This window comes from Collinsella sp. AF36-3AT (genome assembly GCF_003475205.1).
GTDB classification, from domain to species: Bacteria; Actinomycetota; Coriobacteriia; order Coriobacteriales; family Coriobacteriaceae; genus Collinsella; species Collinsella aerofaciens_AF.
Genome location: NZ_QROZ01000008.1, coordinates 97362 through 114158, shown reverse-complemented (window position 1 = coordinate 114158; position 16797 = coordinate 97362). Strand labels below are relative to the sequence as shown.

The following is a 16797-nucleotide window of genomic DNA, read 5'->3' as shown; positions in this document are numbered from 1 at the left end:
CCTATTTGCTCAATGTGTTCGGCTGAGATCGGAAATCAACCTGCAATAAGGGGAGAGCCATGTCAAAGCAAGCGGTCGTTGGAGTCTTGGCGCATGTCGATGCCGGCAAGACCACGCTGGCCGAGGCCATGTTGTTCAACGCAGGTCGTATTCGCAAGCGCGGCCGTGTGGACGACGGCGATTCGCACCTGGATACCAACACTATCGAACGCGAGCGTGGCATCACGATTTTCTCGTCGCAGGCTGTGCTCGACCACGGTGAAACCCACGTTATGCTCGTGGACGCCCCCGGTCACGTGGATTTTTCGGCCGAGGCGGAGCGCACATTGCGCGCACTCGACTACGCGATTTTGGTTGTGGGCGCCAACGACGGCGTACAAGGGCACACCGAAACCCTGTGGCGCCTGCTTGCGCGCTATGACATTCCGACGTTCATCTATATCAACAAAATCGATTTGGAGAATCCCGGCCGCGAGGTTTTGCTGGCACAACTTGGGCAACGTCTTTCCGAGGGCTGCCTGGATGCCAGCGAACTGTTGGCGGGCGGTGCCGTTCAGGAGTATGCTGCTGCGTTAGACGAGGAAGCGCTCGAGGAGTTTCTTGAAGCGGGTGAGCTTTCTGTCGCAACGCTGTCGCGCATGGTTGCCGAGCGCAAGCTCTTTCCCTGCTTTGCCGGCTCGGCGCTCAAGGACCAAGGCGTTGACGAGCTGCTGGATGGCATATGCGCGCTGATGCGTGAGCAGGCGTGGCTCCCGGAGTTTGCCGCGCGCGTCTATCGTGTCAGCCGCGGGGATCGTGGCGAGCGCTTGGCTTGGGTTAAAGTGACCGGCGGCACGCTGCGCGCAAAACAGATGATCAGCGGGCGTTCCAGTGCCGAGGCGTGGGAACAGAAGGTCGATCAGGTACGCATCTATAACGGCGAGAAGTACGAGCTTGCCCAGGAAGTTGCTGCTGGCGGTATTTGTGCCGTGACGGGTCTTGCGCATGTTCGCCCGGGGGACGCCTTGGGTGCGGAGCCCGGGTGCGATGCACCCGTCATTGCGCCGGTCCTTACCTATACGGTGCTTCCGGGCGAACACGATGTCCATACGGTGTTCAAAGCATTGACTGAGTTGGCGGACGAAGACCCCATGCTCGGCGTAAGCTGGAACACGCATCTTGAGCAGATTCATTTGCAGTTGATGGGCGCCGTGCAACTCGAGGTCGTGCAGCGGGTGTTGGCCGATCGCTTTGGCCTTTCGATTGAGTTTGAGCCCGGCGGCATTCTCTATAAGGAGACTATCTCGCAGCCGGTCGAGGGCGTGGGCCACTTTGAACCGCTGCGCCACTATGCCGAGGTGCACCTGCGCTTGGAGCCGCTACCGGCGGGCTCGGGCGTGCAGTTTGGTACCATTGCCTCGACCGACGAGCTCGACCTTAACTGGCAGCGTTTGGCGCTCACCAATGCCATGGAGCGCGACCACCTGGGCGTGCTGACCGGCTCGCCCATCACCGATGTGCGCATTACGCTCACGGGCGGCCGTGCGCATGCCAAGCATACCGAGGGCGGCGACTTTCGCCAGGCAACGTACCGCGCGATTCGCCAGGGCTTGATGCGGGTGCGTGAGGCCGGTGCGGCGGTGCTGTTGGAGCCGTGGTACCACTTTGAGCTCGAGGTGCCGGGGGAGTGCGTGGGCAGGGCGCTCTCGGACGTCACGCGCATGGGCGCCGAGTACGAGCCGCCGGCGATGGCGGGCGATCGGGCGAAGCTTGTGGGTCGTGTGCCGGCATCCGAGGTACAGGATTATGCGCTGGAGGTGGCTGCCTACACGAGCGGCCGCGGGCATTTGTACCTTGAGTTTGCCGGTTATGCGGCTTGCCATGATGCCGAGCGCGTCATCGAGGCGGCCGCCTACGAGCCCGAGGCCGATCTGCCCAATACGCCCGACTCGGTCTTTTGCGCCCACGGCGCCGGCTATACGGTCAAATGGTACGACGTACCCGCCGCGGCGCACGTAAAGATCGATCCCGCCACCTTCCGCCCTTGGCGAGCGGCAGACGCAGAGTTTTTTGGCCACATGTGACAAAGGGACAACTCCTTTGTCACATGCTATTGGTATAACTCGGTATAAATTGGTATAACTATTGCCAGCCTTTGCCAATCCGAGGAGGCCGACATGAATCCAAATCCCTTTAAGCCCACGGCTGGCAAGCGGCCTCCGATACTCATCGGTCGCGAGTCGGTCATCGAAGATTTCGAGGAAGGACTCGATAACGGCGCCGGAGCGCCGGGTAGGCTCATGCTCATTACGGGAAACCGCGGCTGTGGCAAGACGGTTCTCCTGCGGGAGCTGCAACGTCTAGCCAATGAGCGCGGATGGGCGGTTGTCTCCGATTCCGCTTCGCTTGGCTTATGCGATCGCTTGGCCGACGCGCTTCGCTCGAATAAACCCGTTGTGACGTCAATGGAGCTCGGTCCGTCGTTTGGCCGGATGTCGGTCGAGGCGGCGCGAGCAAAGGGTGAGACGTTGCGAGGACTGGTCAACGAGCGCCTCAAGAAGCTCGGTCCAGGTAAGGGCATCCTGTTTGCGATTGACGAGGCTCAATCTGCGTCTATCGAGGAACTGGCGGCTCTCGCCGTTCTCTATCAGCAGGTGCTGGGAGACCAGGACGCCACGGGCTTGCCCGATAGCGACCAGCGCGGTCTTGCGCTGGTTTTTGCCGGCTTACCCAGTATGGTTGACGATCTGCTCGAAGAGCCGAGCGTGACGTTTTTGCGCCGCGCCCAGCAGCGTACGCTGGGGGCGATTTCTTTGCCCAAAGTGCGCGATTCATATATCCAGACGGTCAAAGACGCTGGTCTTTACGTTGATGCGGAGACGGCGGACCTTGCGGCGCGCAAGAGCATGGGGCATCCCTATATGGTTCAGTTGGTGGGCTATTACATGTGGCGCTCTGCTGTCCGGCGTGGCTCGCAGGCCATTGAAGTGTGCGATGTCGAGGCTGGCTACGCCGATGCCGTCTCTGAGTTCTATGAAGCGGTCGACGCTCCCTTGTATTACGGGTTGCGCAGTCCGCAGCGTCTCTTTATCGAGGCCATGGCGGCTGACGAGGGCAAACCGACGCGCATGGCGGATATCATTGAGCGTTGCGATCGCACCCAAAGCTGGGCGAGTAAATATCGCGCAAGTCTGATTCGCGAGCGCGTCATCGAGGCTGCCGGATACGGCCTCGTCCGGTTTACCGTGCCCATGCTGGGCGAGTACATCCGCGAACGCGTTTTATGGCACGAGTAATGTGAAAAGGGACGGTCCCTTTGTCACATCGATAGATGTGAGGTCAAAACATGGTGATTCAAACTGAGCGATTGACGCTTCGTCCGTGGCGCGAGACGGATGCGGCGATCCTGTTTACATATGCGAGCGACCCGGACGTGGGACCGGCTGCGGGCTGGCCGCCCCATCGAAGCATTGAGGAGAGCAGGGAGATCATTCGGACAGTTTTTGCGGCACCCCATACCTTTGCCGTTTGCCTGGCTGCGACGGATGAGCCCGTGGGTAGCATCGGTCTCATGCCGTCTCGCTGCGAGTCAAACCGTCGAGATGACGGTCTCGAACTCGAAGTGGGCTATTGGATCGCCAAGCCATTCTGGGGCCGAGGCTTTGCTCCCGAAGCGGTACGAGCCATGCAGCGCTATGCGTTCGAAACGCTTGGCTGCAAGGCGCTTTGGTGCGGATACTACGAGGGCAATAACAAGTCGCTACGCGTTCAGCAAAAATGCGGCTTCGTGCCTCATCACGTTGAACGCGACGTGTCCTGCGAGCTGATGGGCGATGTGCGTACCGAGTACTTTACGTTTTTGACCCGCGAAGACTGGCGCGGGCGGGCAGAAGGGGAGTGATGACGGTGTCGCAACAACCAAGTGCTATCGAGGTGCGTGGCGCACGTGTCCATAACCTCAAGGACATCGATATTGATATCCCGCTGGGAAGGCTCGTGGGTATTGCCGGCGTGTCGGGCTCGGGCAAGAGTTCGCTGGCACTCGGGGTTCTTTATGCCGAGGGCTCGCGCCGCTATCTGGAGGCGCTTAGCACTTATACCCGCCGTCGTCTGACGCAGGCCGAACATGCCCAGGTGGATGAGGTCTTGCACGTGCCGGCGGCGCTCGCGCTGCACCAGCGTCCGAGCGTGCCGGGCGTGCGTTCCACTTTTGGCACCATGACCGAGCTCAACAATAGCCTGCGTCTACTCTTTAGCCGTTGCGCCCATCACGTGTGCCCGCATTGCGGGGCGCGTGTGGAGCCGAGCCTTAACGTGGCTGCGGGCCTGTCGCTCACGTGTCCGACATGCGGCCGCGAGTTCTACGCGCCGAGTGCCGAGGATTTGGCTTTCAATAGCGGCGGTGCGTGCCCTACCTGCGGCGGCACCGGTGTCATGCGCGAGGTAGACGAGGCGAGCCTGGTGCCCGACGAGTCAAAGACCATCAACGAGGGTGCGGTGCTTCCCTGGGGCACGCTCATGTGGGACCTGATGAAGCAGGTGGCCGGCGAGATGGGCGTGCGCACCGACGTGCCGTTTAACCAGCTCACGCCTCAAGAGCGCGACATCGTGTTTCACGGCCCGGCGGTTAAGAAGCACATTCTCTACGTTCCCAAAAACGGCGAGGGCGCCACGCCGCTCGACTTTACCTATTACAACGCCGTCTATACCGTTGAGAATGCGCTCGCCAAGGTTAAGGACGATAAGGGGCTTAAGCGTGTGGCTCGCTTTTTGCACGAGGGACCATGCCGTGACTGCGCCGGCACGCGTCTCTCCGAGGCTGCGCGCCAGCCCCAGGTGCGCGGTATCAATCTGGCTCAGGCCGCGGCCATGACGCTTGGTGATGCGATCGAGTGGGTGCGCGGGGTGCCCGCATCCTTGCCGGCCGAGATGCGGCCCATGGCGACGGATATCTGCGATTCGTTTTTGAGCACGGCTCGTCGTCTGGTCGACCTGGGTCTCGATTACCTTTCGCTCGATCGCGCCGGTGCCACGCTCTCCACGGGTGAGCGCCAGCGCGTGCAACTCGCCCGCGTGGTGCGCAACCGATCGACAGGCGTGCTCTATGTGCTGGACGAGCCCTCAATTGGCTTGCATCCTGCCAATGTCGACGGCTTGGTGGGCGTAATGCGCGACCTGGTGGATGACGGCAATACCGTGGTTGTTGTCGACCACGATACACGTGTGCTGGTGGAGGCTGATTATCTGGTCGAGATGGGCCCCGTTGCCGGAGCAGGCGGCGGCAGTGTAATCGCCGCGGGCACGGTGGACGAGGTCGAGCAATCGCAGGACAGCCGTATCGCGCCGTTTTTGCGCGCCGAGCCCAAGCGCTTGCGTCCGCAGGTGACTGACGACGAAATGTTCGACCAGGGCCATATCCGCATGGCGACCGATACCATCCATACCGTCAAGCCGCTCGAAGTCGATATTCCGCGCGGTCGCTTGGTCGCGGTTACGGGTGTTTCGGGTTCGGGCAAGACGACGTTGGTGCTCGAGACGCTCATCCCGGCGCTTAAGGCGCAGGCAGCTGGCGAGCGCTTGCCGGGGCACGTGTGTTGGGTCGATGCCGAGGGCATTGGCCGCGCAAACCTGATTGACGCCACGCCCATCGGCGCCAATGTTCGCTCGACGGTAGCGACCTATGCCGACATCCATGACGAGCTGCGTCGCGCCTTCGCCCGTACGCTCGAGGCCAAGGCGGCCGGCTACAAGGCGGGTGCCTTTAGCTACAATACCGGCGCCTTGCGCTGCCCTACGTGTGATGGCACGGGATCGATATCGCTCGACGTGCAGTTTTTGCCCGATGTCGAGATCGTCTGCCCGGCATGTCGCGGCTCACGTTATGCAGACGCAGCTTCGCATATCCATCGCGAGGGCAAGGACGGGAGCTTGCTTACGTTGCCGCAGCTCATGGACATGAGCGTGGACGAGGCCCTCGACGCCACGGTGGGACTCAAGAAAGTCCAGGCGCGCTTGCAGACCTTGCACGACCTGGGCCTGGGTTATCTTACGCTTGGCGAGCCCACACCGGCGCTTTCGGGCGGTGAGGCACAGCGCCTTAAGCTCGCGAGCGAGATGGGCCGCGTGCAGGATGATGCCGTATTTGTGTTCGACGAGCCCACGATTGGACTACATCCGCTCGATGTTCAGGTGTTGCTGAGCGTGTTCGACGGCCTTGTTGCCAAGGGCGCCACGGTTATCGTGATTGAACACGATCTCGACCTTATCCGTAACGCCGATTATGTGATTGACATGGGCCCAGGCGGTGGCGACGCCGGCGGGCAAATCGTCTGCGCCGGCACGCCGGCGGATATCGCGGCCTGCTCCAAGAGCATTACCGGCCGCTACCTATAGGCGATGTGACAAAGGGACTGCCCCTTTGTCACATTGAATTCTATTTCACGCATTGAGCGGCGAGATAGTCGCGGAAGAATGGCAATTCAAAAGCGACGATTCCGCGCCCACGTTCCCCAATGATGCCGGCGTCTATCATGCGGCGTCGGTAGCGGGAGACCTGCTGCGGCGAACGCTTAAGGCGCTCGACAAGGTCGGCGGTGGTGGACTCTTCCTCGTCATCGAGCATGGCGATGAGGAATCGCTTGTCTTCTGCAGTGAGTTCCCGATAGGTTGCCGCGAGAATTCGGTCGTCCATCTCGTCGCGCGCGATTTTGATTCCCAGGTCAAAGTCGCGTGACGAGATTTCCTTCGAATCGCTTGTGAGATCCCAGGCACGGTAGCCTACGAGTTGCAATAGGAAGGGAAAACCAGAGATCGAGCGAACGGCTCTATCGATTCCCTCAGCATCTGCCAGGCGATCGTTTTCCTGAATTGTGCGAATCAAGGCTTCGCGCACGTCATAGTCGGCAATGCGACCCAGATGATATTGTTGGGCGCGGCGAAGAAACGAGACCGTCTTGTGGTTTAGTAGCGTCGATACGTTGTTGGGAAGTCCCGCCATGAGCAGGGCGACGCGTTTTCCATCGGTCACAAAGTGCTGATACGACGCTGCGAGCTGAATCATCTCGTCGAGTGTCGGGTCCACCTCGTCAACCGTAACGAGCAGACCGGTGCCAGCCTCGTTGAGCTGGTCGATGATGTCGCTCATGCGATAACGCCAGGTTGAGGCATCGTGAACGCGATTGACCTCGATGCTGCCGAGCGGTGCAATTCCGAGACCGGTGACTTCGAAGTTGTTAGACGGGTCGATAAGATGGCCGGCAGCACGTTTCGCCCCGAACTCGATTTCCTCAAGCATTCCCGGGAGCGCGGTTGTCTTTACGGCAATCCAGCCGTGGGATTCCGCCCTTGTCGCGAGCGACGACATGAGAGCGGTTTTACCGGTTCCACGTGCGCCTGAGAAGATCGAGGTCAATTCTGGGCGCCTGCGCTGGCTCAAGAAGGCACGGTCCAAATCCCGAATAATCTGTTGTCTGCCAGCGAGATGGGCAGGAACCTCGCCAAAGCTAGGGGTAAACGGGTTCTCGAGATATTCCACAAAGCTCTCCTTTCACAGCGCCGTTTAACTTCATTTTACTTTAGTTAATTCTGATTAAAAGTGAGGGCTTTTTATCTAGAGCATCAATTAGGCGTGTGCGCCATCGGCGCGGCGCTTGAATGTGACAAAGGGACAGTTCCTTTGTCACATTCCCGGAAAGCCTGTTTGGCGCAGGGCTTCGTAGAGGACGATGGCGGCGCTGTTGGAGAGGTTGAGGGCGCTGATGCGGTAGTCGTCCGGGTTGACGAAGTTGCCGCAGATGTCCTGTTGAAGGATAGCCTCGTGGCTGTCCTCGGTATGTCCGAGCGATTCCTCGTGGGCTTCCCAAGCCTCGGCGTTATCGAGCGAGTCGCAATCGCGCAGCATAGGGATGCGCTCGCAGCGCTCGGGCGCCGCGGCGAGCAGTGGCTCGGGAATGCCCGAGCTCTCGCTGCCAAAGACCAAGTAGTCGCCGTCGTGGTAGGTACTCTGCGCATAGGTGCGGCGTGCCTTTTTGGTCAGCAGATGTAGGCGCTCGTCGGCAGGGGAGAGACCGTTGCGTGCAAGGAAATCCTCCCAGCCGGCATAGGTCGTCACGTCCAAGTTTTGCCAGTAGCCCAGGCCGGCGCGACGTACCGTTTTGTCGTCGAGCGAGAAGCCCAGCGGCTCCACCAGATGCAGGCGGGCGCCGGTGACCACGCAGGTACGGCCGATATTGCCCGTATTGGCCGGAATCTCGGGCGCATACAGCACAATGTTGAACATGAATCTCCTTGGCTCAGAACGAAAAACCACCACGAAGAGCACCTTCGTGGTGGTTTGGCGGTTACATAGGCGGAAAAATGCCCGCTTGGATAAACCTAGGCGCGGTGCCAGTCGGTCAGGCAGGCATCGAGGGAGGCGATGAGCGCATCCTTGTCCATGTGACGGCCGATGATGCACAGGCTCGTCATGCGGTCGCCCGTCTCGTCGTCCCAAATCTGCATGATCTCGGGGTTCTCGTCGATGATCTTCTGCTTCTCGCCCTCGGGCGCCGAATCGACAAACAGGCCGTTCTCCATCAGGCGCATCTGGTGGCCGGCCTGCTCAAACATGTAGCACATGTCCGGATCGCCGGTCTGCCACAGCGGACCCTTGACGCGGATGACCTCGTCGGGCCACTCCTGCTCAACAAAATTGGTGAACTTCTGCAGGTCAAACGGCTTGCGGCGCGAGTACACAAAGGTCTCGATGTCGTACTCGAGCACCTCGGGGTCGTCGTGCTCCTCGGGATGCTCCATGGCCTCGATCCAGGCGGCGGAGTTGTAGGCGCGCATAAAGTCGAAGCGGTCGGTGTCGAGCAGCTCCTCCATGGGAACCTCACCGTTTTGGGCCTCGACAATCACGGCGTCCTTCTGCAGGCTGCGCACGATGGCCTTGAGCTCGGCGATCTGCTCGGGCGTCACGGTATCGGTCTTGTTGAGGATCAGCGTGGAGCAGAACTCGATCTGCTGGATGAGCAGGCTTTCGATGTCGTCCTCGTCGATATCCTCGGCCAGCAGGTCGCGACCGCCGTTGAACTCGTCGTACATGCGGGCGCAATCGACCACGGCCACGATGTTGTCGAGCGCGAGCTTGGGCTCGCCGCCCACCTTGGCCTCGTCGCAGAAGCTCGAGATGGTGTAGGCGATGGGGATAGGCTCGCAAATGCCCGAAGCCTCGATGATGATGTAGTCGAAGTCGCCCGAATCGGCGATGCCCTGCAGCTGGTTAGCAAGGTCGTCCGAAAGCGTGCAGCAGATGCAGCCGTTGGTGAGCGGGATGAGGTCGTCGGTCTCGGAAAGGCCGCCGTCGGCGATGAGGCTGGCGTCGACGTTGATCTCGCCGATATCGTTGACGATCACGGCGGCGCGGATGCCGCCGTCGTTAGCGAGGATGTGGTTGAGCAGCGTGGTCTTGCCGGCACCGAGGTATCCGGTAAGCATGATGATCTTCACGGGTTTGTTGGGCATGTGCCCTCCTTTGTTAGACATGGCTTACAGTTAAATCTTATGCCAAACGCCTGCTCTTATACCCACGCGCCGGCAAATAACACAGGCTACTCCCAGGCTCCCCACACATCGGGGCAATAACCGACGGTGGCCTTTTTGCCGTTGCGCACGATGGGCTCGGCTAGAACCTGCTGATTCTCGAGCAGTTTATCGAAGCGCTGGCTAGGGGTGAGGTGCTGGATGAGCGCGAGCGTCTCCTCGTCCTTGGCTTTGGGGTTGAGCAGCTTGTCGATGCCGCCGACCGCCTGCATCACGCTCGTGAGCTCGCCCTTGCTCATCTCCTTTTCCTTAAGGTCGATAAACTGCACCTTAATGCGGCGCTCCTTAAAAAAGCGCTGAGCCTTCTTGGTATCGAAGGACTTTTTGGTCCCAAAAATTTGCACGTTCACTTATCGGCTCCCGTTCTAACGAATGAAGTTGGTGCGCTCGCGATCGGCCTCGGGGGCTTCGATGCCGGCAGCCTTGCCTGCCTCGATGCAACGCAGGAGCCAGGCCATGTTTTTGCCGATGTTTCGCATGGTGGCCAGACCCTCGGCATCCTGGGCAGCCTCGCCCGGCGCAGCGCCAAAGACGTTGTTCCAGTAGGTGGAGGCGACCACGGGCATCTGGTTGATGGTGAAGTACTTGTTGAGTACATCGAACGTGGTCGACGTGCCGCCGCGGCGGGCAACGGCGACAGAGGCGCCCGGCTTGTGCGCAAAGGCCTTGCTGCCAGCATAAAACGCACGGTCGAGGGCCGAGAGGATGCGGCCGCTGGGGTGCGCGTAATAGACGGGCGAGCCAAAGACAAAGCCGTCTGCCTGCTCGGCGGTGGAAATGAGCTCGTTGACCACGTCGTCGTCAAAGGTGCAGCGGCAATCGAGCTTGCCGCACTGACCACAGCCAATGCAGTCGCGAATGGGCTTGGCGCCCAGCTGGAACACCTCGGTATCGATACCCTCGGCATGCAATTGCTCGGCGACTTCGGCAAGCGCGCGAGCGGTGTTGCCGTTTGCCTTGGGGCTACCGTTGACTAAAAGAACCTTCATCACAAACTCCCTCTGCTGTCGATGACTTATGCAGAGGATTATCGCATGAGCGGGCGGATGGCGTGGGGCGCGATGCCGGCCCCGAGGGCCCACGGCAGGCTCGCCCACCAGGTACGTGCGGGATACGGTCCAGAGGATGTTGGAGTGCGGGGCCTCGTGCGAGCAGATTGTAAGGGGTCTGGGCGGGTCGCCCTCGCTGAGTCCTGAGGCTGTTGCAATGAAAATGAGAATCAAGGTCGCCCTCGATGGCGAGCTTTGAGATCTTGGAAGGCGGGCTGCTGCGGAGGCTATGATTTATACTAGGGCGGTTGCTATCGAGTAATTCACACTTGGTTTGATTCGATTGTGAACGCGCAGCTAGGACGGAAAGCAAAGGAAGTTCTATGGAAACAGAGGATGCTGTCTGTTTGATAACTTCGATTGCCCTGATTCTTCTTTCAATCCAATACAGAAGAGGAAGATGGCTCAGCTCAATTGCTGGATATGATGTCACAAAAAGGGAGAGCGGGATTGATATACGCCCTTACGCAAAGTTGATTTCTTCTGTGACGTTATGGATGGGGCTGCTGTTTTTCTTGTGGGCGGTAGAGGGCTGGGTACGCGATTGGAATACCAGTGTTTTTGAAGTTTTGGTTCTACTTCTGTTCAGCTTGGCCTCTTTGTCGTTCGTGCGGCTCGTTAGGTTTGTGTTTATGAGGCGATAGACAGCGGAAGCGGGATGGACGACAAAATGGACCAATACAGCCAATTGTCAAAAGAAGTTGATAGGGTTGGCTTAACAGATTTACTCGACGGCATATCCGTGGCGGGGGATAGGTTTTATGTTGTTGAGCACTTATTTGCATCGGGTAAAGGAAACCAAGAGTATCGAAAACGGTGCCCCCGGGCCCCGGGAGGGACTGCAGGGGTGTTCGGCTAACTGTGGGTACGACCTATTTGCTCAATGTGTTCGCCTGAGATCGGAAAATAACCATCATGCGCCCCACGACGCTAGTCCAGCTTGGTGCCCGGTACCTGTACTGCCTCTTTAAGCAACGCTTTGAGCTCGTTCAAAATGGAAACGGGCTGTCGATCGACAGCGTCCAGATGGAGCGTGGCCACGCGAATGGGCGGCTGATATTCAAGCGAGCCGATGAGCACGGGAGAACCCAGGAACCGTTCGATGTCGCTTGCGATCTCGTCGATTGCCTCGGGGCCGAGCTCATCGAAGAGTGCCACGAACGTTGGCCCCGTCGAGCGGAACAGGCGACCCTTGCCGCGCGAACAATCCATGAGGCACGCTGCGCTTTCGGCGAGCACGCGGTCGCCCGCATCAAAGCCAAAGCGGGCGTTGACCTCGGCGATATCGTCAACCTTAATGGCAATAAAGCCTGCCTCGCGCGCCACGCGGCGCATTTCGCCAATGGCGCTGACCAGGGCGTGGACATCGCCCAGGCCCGTTACCGAGTCAGTCGTATCCGCCAGGCTGCGGTTGATGATAATGCCCACGTACATGTTAGGCTCGGTATCGGTGCCGTCCAAGCGGTAGCCCGTGCAGTCGCAAAGCGCGTACGCTCCGGTAGCATCCATAACGCGGTACTGCATGTAGTGGAAGTGCCACATGCCGTTTATCACCATGTCGAGCTCGGCGCGTACGTTGTCGCGGTCCTCGGGGTGGACGCGGGCGAGCCACATGTCGAGTGAGTTAAAAGGGTGCTGGGAGGGCAGGTCAAAATCGCGCACGGCGTTAACCGACCATTGTGATTCGCCCGTATCGAGGTTAAGGATGAACGGATAGCGCGTCTCGGAGCTCATGGAGATCGCTTGGAACACCCGGTCGTTGCAAGGAAGCTGATCGACGATTGGGCGTTGCGGCGCGTCATTGTCTTTCGGTTGCTGCACGCGGTGCATGAGCTTGTAGCGATACATTTTGCGATCGGCATCCATCGTCATCTGGCGACGCGTGTCGCCGGCAAGCGGGTCGACGCGCGAGCAGCCAAAGCTAAAGCTGCCGATCATGGGCGCCTTGCCGCCTGAGCTCGCCTCGATCAGCCCGGTACGTACCTGCTCCAAGCGCTGCTCGAGTTCAGTCTCGTTTGCGGAGAGCGAGATGAGCACAAACTCGTCTCCACCGATACGGAACAGCATCTCATCGTGCTCCATGGTTTCGGAGAACGTGCGGCAGATGCTCAGAATATAGCGATTGCCTTCGGCGTGGCCAAACCTATCATTGCAATGCTTGAGATGGTCGATGTCAATATAGGCGCAGGTGAAGGGGTCGCCTTTGCGCCAGAGTTGCTCGACGTGACGGTCGAATCCGTTGCGGTTGCCCAAGTTGGTGAGCGGATCGATATAGGCGTTGCGTTCAAGCAGCTGGCGCTCTTGTTGCAGGATGGCATGCGTCTTTTGCAGTTGCTCACCAACGGCGCGTAGCTCAGCAGGCAGTGCGGCAACATCGAGTTCGGCGGTCGAGATGCCATTCGCAAGTCGCTGAAGATAGGCAATAATCGATTGCTCGCCCATGCGGTACGACTCGTTCATGATGGATAACCTCCTTGGGCAGAACAACGGTTTGTATTATATCCCCAATTCGGTTTGAATTGGGGATATAAGTTAGCCAATGGGGACAAATGCTTCCTTCGGCGGTGGCGTTTTGCACGCGAGCGTATCAGTTGTTATTGCCACCATCGAGCAATGCCTCAAAATCCTTCGCCGGCATGGGGCGGTAGTAGAGGAAGCCCTGAGCGTAGCGGGCGCCCATTTGTCGTAGCATGTTCGCCTGCTCATTTGTCTCGACGCCTTCGACCTCGACGGGCAGATGGAGCGACTGCGCCATTTCGAGCATCGATGAAATGATTTGCGTACTGCGGCCTTGATCGCGGTCGGTGGGCGCAATCTGCCAAATGTGCTTGTCGAGCGTCACCATAAAGCCGCTTTCCTCGAGAGCGGGGATATGGGTGCACATACTGTGGGCGGCTATTATTCGACAAGCGGTAGCGCGACGATGCGATGTTCGATAAAAATGCGACTGAGACGCTATATGTTGACGGGTATACTTGTCCCGGTTTTAAACGCAGGAACGGAGATGGTCGCATGGCACAGCCGGATACGACGCGCACGGTGGGGCTCGCGCTCGAGGGAGGCGGCTACCGCGGTATGTATACGGCGGGCGTGCTCGACGTTTGGATGGAGCACGGTTTGACCTGCGACCATATGGTGGGTGTCTCGGCGGGCGCGGCGTTTGGCTACAATTTTAAATCGCGCCAGATCGGCCGCGCCATTCGCTATAACAAGGCCTATTGTGCCGACAAGCGCTATGCGGGTGTAGCAAGCTGGCTGCGGACCGGCGATATGTTCAATGCCGATTTTGCCTATCACGAGGTGCCCATCGAGCGCGATCCCATCGATTTGGAGACATATCGTGCCTGCTCCATGCGGTTTACGTGCGTGTGTACCGATATCGAGACGGGCGAGGCGGTCTACCATGATCTGCCCTATGGCGACGAGCGCGATATCGAGTGGATCCGCGCCTCGTCGGCGATTCCCGTGGCAACGCGTCCTGTCGCCATTGAGGGGCGTAAGTATTTGGATGGTGGCGTGGCTGATTCTATTCCCAGCGCATGGCTGTTTGCGCAGGGCTATGACCGCAACGTGGTGGTGCTGACGCAACCGGCGGGCTTTGTAAAGCAGCCCAACAGCGTAATGCCCATGTTGCGGCGTGTGTTCCGTCACTACCCGGAGTTTGTCGCAGCGCTTGAGCATCGGCATGAGGTCTACAATGCCACGCTCGATGACCTGGCGCGTCGCGAGGCCGCTGGCGAGGTCTTTGTGGTGCGGCCGAGTGAATCGGTAAAGGTGCCGTCGCTGTGCCGCGAGCCTGATGAGCTCGAGCGCATCTATCAGATCGGCCGTCGCGATGCGGAGGCGACTTTGCCGGCGTTGGAAGCGTATCTGGCGGGGTAGAGGCTGCAGCGGAAAGCGCATCCCGGAATGGGCGTTTGGAATGGGATGCGGTTTCCGCGAGAGGCCCGTGGCGGAAAGTTCATCCCGGAATATGCGTTCAGACTGGGATACAGTTTCCCACTGGCTCTCTATACGGAAAGCGCATCCCAGTTTGGACGTCCATTCTGGGATGCGCTTTCCGCTCTTGAAGATATGAGGCTGCGAATCAGCTGCTCGGCTTATGTCTATGCCTGCTGCCAGGTGTCGACGAGCTCCTTGGCCGCGGCGTGGGGGTCGTCGGCACTGCAGACGGCGCTCACCACGAAAAAGCCGTCGACGCCGGTGGCCTTGAGCTGCGGCAGGTCGGCCGTCTTGACGCCGCCGCCCACCACGATGGGCACGGGGCCTGCTGCGTGGAGTGCGGCCAGGTCCTCAAAGCTCTTGGTAATGATAGAGCCGTCGGCCGCGCGTCCGCAGTCGCGCTTGGTCTCGGTCTCGTGGAGCGGGCCGATGCCAAGATAGTCGACCAGGCTCATGTCGGCGGTTTTGACGTACTCGAGCATCTCCTCGCAGCGGGCCGAAAGGCCCACGATGGCATCGGGGCCCAAAAGTTTGCGGCAGACTTCGACGGGAATATCACTCTGGCCCACGTGCACGCCGTCGACAGCGATGCCCTGCTCGCGCGCGGCAAGCACGCAGTCAAGGCGGTCATCGATTAACAGGGCGACCTGACCGGTCTTGCCGGCCTGTGCGATTGCCTGCGCGGCGTCGCCGGTCAGCGCGATGATCTCGCGGGCGCTTGCCACCTTGGAGCGCACCTGGATGCAGGTAAAGCCTGCGTCGAGCGCCTGGGCCACCACATCGCCCACGGGACGTCCCAGCGTGTTTTCGGGGCCGAGTACCAGATAGGCCGAGATATCAAGGTTGTCGCGGATACTCATCGTGCTTCCTCCTGCTTCTTGATCTGCGCTTCCATGCGCTCAAGTTTGCCGGTCATGGTGTCGGTAAATCCGGGTCGAATATCGGCTTTGAGCACGACTTCGGTGCGGATGCCCTTGCTCGCCAACACAAAGGTCGCGTCTCGCACGACCTGCATGACCTCGTCCCAGTCGCCCTCGATCTCGGTGAACATCGAGGTGGTGCGGTTGGGGAGGCCGCTCTCGCGAATGACGCGCACGACCTCGGCGACCTCGGCGGACAGCTCGTCGCCGGTGCCGCACGGGGCGATGGCCACGGCGACGAGTGTGTTCATGCCGGCATTGGTTACGGACTCGGACATGGCTTATGCCTCCTCGAGCTCGAGTCGGTTATCGGCGATGTCTTGGGCGGTTGCGCGGTAGAGCTCGTCGATAAAGGCGACCTTAAAGCTTGCCGGGGCATCGGCAACGGCGGCAGCACGCGTGCCGGCAACGTTGTAGACGGCGGTGCCGCAGACGGCTGCCGTAAACGGGTCGGCGGCGCAGGCGTACACGGCCAGCACGCCGCCCTGCGAGCAGCCGCAGCCGGTGATCTTGGACATGAGCGGGCTGCCGCCGTGGGACTTGGCCACGGTCGTGCCGTCGGTAATCAGGTCGACTTCGCCCGAGACGACCACGGCGCCGCCGGTGTAGCGGGCGAGCGCCACGGCGGCATCGCGGGCGGCGTCGACCGTGTCGGTGGTATCGACGCCGCGTACGCGGCTCAGATCGGCCGCCTCGCCCTCGAGGCCCCACAGGCCGGCGAGCGCGATAATCTCGGAGGCATTGCCGCGCACGATGGCGGGCTTGTACTGTTTGAGTTCGTTGACCAGCTGGGTGCGCAGGCTACCGATGCCCAGGCCCACCGGATCGAGCACCCAGGGCTTGCCGGCGTCGTGTGCCGCCTTGGCCGCGCGGGGAATCGTCTGCTCGTAGATGGGGAAGAGCGTTCCCATGTTGAGATAGATGGCGCCGCCGCCGGCAACGAGTGCCTCGCCCTCGTCGGGCAGATAGACCATGGCGGCCGATCCGCCCACGGCGAGCTGTGCGTTGGCGACAAAGTCAATCGTCACCGTGTTGGTGATGGAGCCCGCCATCGGATTGGTGGCGCGAATCTTCTCCACGGCCTTGACCATATGCTGCTTAAGCTGTTCCGAATCAATCACTGCACATGCCTCCTTGGCATAGAAAAGGGGCGCTGTGCATAGACAGCGCCCCTGTAAAGGCGGCATGCTCCCTACGCCAGCATTAACTGACAGGTTCAAAGGATTGGGCCCCATGCCCTCTCAGCCTTGTGGTTTGCACCGCCGGCACTCCCGCATCGAATCTGTTGTTCCCTATACTAACGCACCTGCCAATAAGGGACAGGT

16 protein-coding genes and 1 riboswitch are annotated in these 16797 nt (G+C 60.1%); of the genes, 6 read left to right on the top strand and 10 right to left on the bottom strand.

All coding sequences use genetic code 11. The features are described from left to right. Positions 1-59 precede the first annotated feature (59 nt). From DW003_RS07975 to DW003_RS07960, 4 genes are all read left to right on the top strand, one after another. Complete coding sequence (locus tag DW003_RS07975; RefSeq protein WP_118388462.1) at positions 60-2063, top strand: translation factor GTPase family protein; 2004 nt, start codon at positions 60-62, stop codon at positions 2061-2063. A 93-nt stretch (positions 2064-2156) separates the two neighbouring features. After that, on the top strand, positions 2157-3275 hold the full coding sequence (locus DW003_RS07970; RefSeq protein WP_118388460.1) for an AAA family ATPase: 1119 nt from the start codon (positions 2157-2159) through the stop codon (positions 3273-3275). A 50-nt stretch (positions 3276-3325) separates the two neighbouring features. Then, positions 3326-3880, top strand: coding sequence for a GNAT family N-acetyltransferase (locus tag DW003_RS07965; RefSeq protein WP_118388458.1), 555 nt, complete (start codon positions 3326-3328; stop codon positions 3878-3880). Next, on the top strand, positions 3880-6372 hold the full coding sequence (locus DW003_RS07960) for an excinuclease ABC subunit UvrA (RefSeq protein WP_118388457.1): 2493 nt from the start codon (positions 3880-3882) through the stop codon (positions 6370-6372). Before DW003_RS07965 ends, DW003_RS07960 begins: the two co-directional genes overlap by 1 nt. Before the next feature lie 40 nt (positions 6373-6412). On the opposite strand, the gene DW003_RS07955 is transcribed toward DW003_RS07960, so the two are convergent. The 5 genes from DW003_RS07955 to DW003_RS07935 form a co-directional block, all read right to left on the bottom strand. Continuing rightward, positions 6413-7513: an ATP-binding protein gene (locus DW003_RS07955; protein WP_118388455.1), complete on the bottom strand. Its 1101-nt coding sequence runs from the start codon at positions 7511-7513 to the stop codon at positions 6413-6415. Positions 7514-7657: 144 nt separating this feature from the next. Next, complete coding sequence (locus DW003_RS07950; RefSeq protein ID WP_055252196.1) at positions 7658-8257, bottom strand: tRNA (cytidine(34)-2'-O)-methyltransferase; 600 nt, start codon at positions 8255-8257, stop codon at positions 7658-7660. Positions 8258-8352: 95 nt separating this feature from the next. After that, a complete protein-coding gene (locus DW003_RS07945) occupies positions 8353-9483 on the bottom strand; it encodes a GTP-binding protein (RefSeq protein ID WP_118388453.1) in 1131 nt (376 codons plus the stop codon). An 86-nt stretch (positions 9484-9569) separates the two neighbouring features. Then, the gene (locus DW003_RS07940) at positions 9570-9911 is read right to left on the bottom strand and encodes an arsenate reductase family protein (protein ID WP_006234522.1); all 342 of its coding nucleotides are present in this window, start codon (positions 9909-9911) and stop codon (positions 9570-9572) included. Between the two features lie 15 nt (positions 9912-9926). Beyond that, complete coding sequence (locus DW003_RS07935; protein ID WP_118388451.1) at positions 9927-10550, bottom strand: flavodoxin family protein; 624 nt, start codon at positions 10548-10550, stop codon at positions 9927-9929. Positions 10551-10933: 383 nt separating this feature from the next. Here DW003_RS07935 and DW003_RS07930 point away from each other — a divergent pair, with 383 nt between their 5' ends. Continuing rightward, positions 10934-11254, top strand: a complete 321-nt coding sequence (locus DW003_RS07930) for a hypothetical protein (RefSeq protein ID WP_117797699.1) — start codon at positions 10934-10936, stop codon at positions 11252-11254. 286 nt (positions 11255-11540) lie between these two features. On the opposite strand, the gene DW003_RS07925 is transcribed toward DW003_RS07930, so the two are convergent. Continuing rightward, positions 11541-13070, bottom strand: coding sequence for a diguanylate cyclase domain-containing protein (locus DW003_RS07925; protein WP_118388449.1), 1530 nt, complete (start codon positions 13068-13070; stop codon positions 11541-11543). Positions 13071-13197: 127 nt separating this feature from the next. Continuing rightward, the gene (locus DW003_RS07920; RefSeq protein ID WP_158573210.1) at positions 13198-13455 is read right to left on the bottom strand and encodes an EAL domain-containing protein; all 258 of its coding nucleotides are present in this window, start codon (positions 13453-13455) and stop codon (positions 13198-13200) included. Between the two features lie 167 nt (positions 13456-13622). On the opposite strand from DW003_RS07920, the gene DW003_RS07915 reads away from it, so the two are divergent. Beyond that, on the top strand, positions 13623-14492 hold the full coding sequence (locus DW003_RS07915) for a patatin family protein (protein ID WP_118388445.1): 870 nt from the start codon (positions 13623-13625) through the stop codon (positions 14490-14492). Between the two features lie 224 nt (positions 14493-14716). Here DW003_RS07915 and DW003_RS07910 read toward each other — a convergent pair whose 3' ends face one another. Genes DW003_RS07910 through thiM form a run of 3 tightly spaced genes read right to left on the bottom strand, consistent with a single transcriptional unit; the run spans position 14717 to position 16593 of the window. After that, the gene (locus tag DW003_RS07910) at positions 14717-15412 is read right to left on the bottom strand and encodes a thiamine phosphate synthase (protein WP_118388443.1); all 696 of its coding nucleotides are present in this window, start codon (positions 15410-15412) and stop codon (positions 14717-14719) included. Next, a complete protein-coding gene (locus tag DW003_RS07905; RefSeq protein ID WP_233509127.1) occupies positions 15409-15750 on the bottom strand; it encodes a thiamine-binding protein in 342 nt (113 codons plus the stop codon). Before DW003_RS07905 ends, DW003_RS07910 begins: the two co-directional genes overlap by 4 nt. 3 nt (positions 15751-15753) lie before the next feature. After that, positions 15754-16593, bottom strand: coding sequence for a hydroxyethylthiazole kinase (gene thiM, locus DW003_RS07900; protein WP_233545551.1), 840 nt, complete (start codon positions 16591-16593; stop codon positions 15754-15756). Positions 16594-16644: 51 nt separating this feature from the next. Further along, positions 16645-16755, bottom strand: a riboswitch (TPP riboswitch). Positions 16756-16797 lie beyond the last annotated feature (42 nt).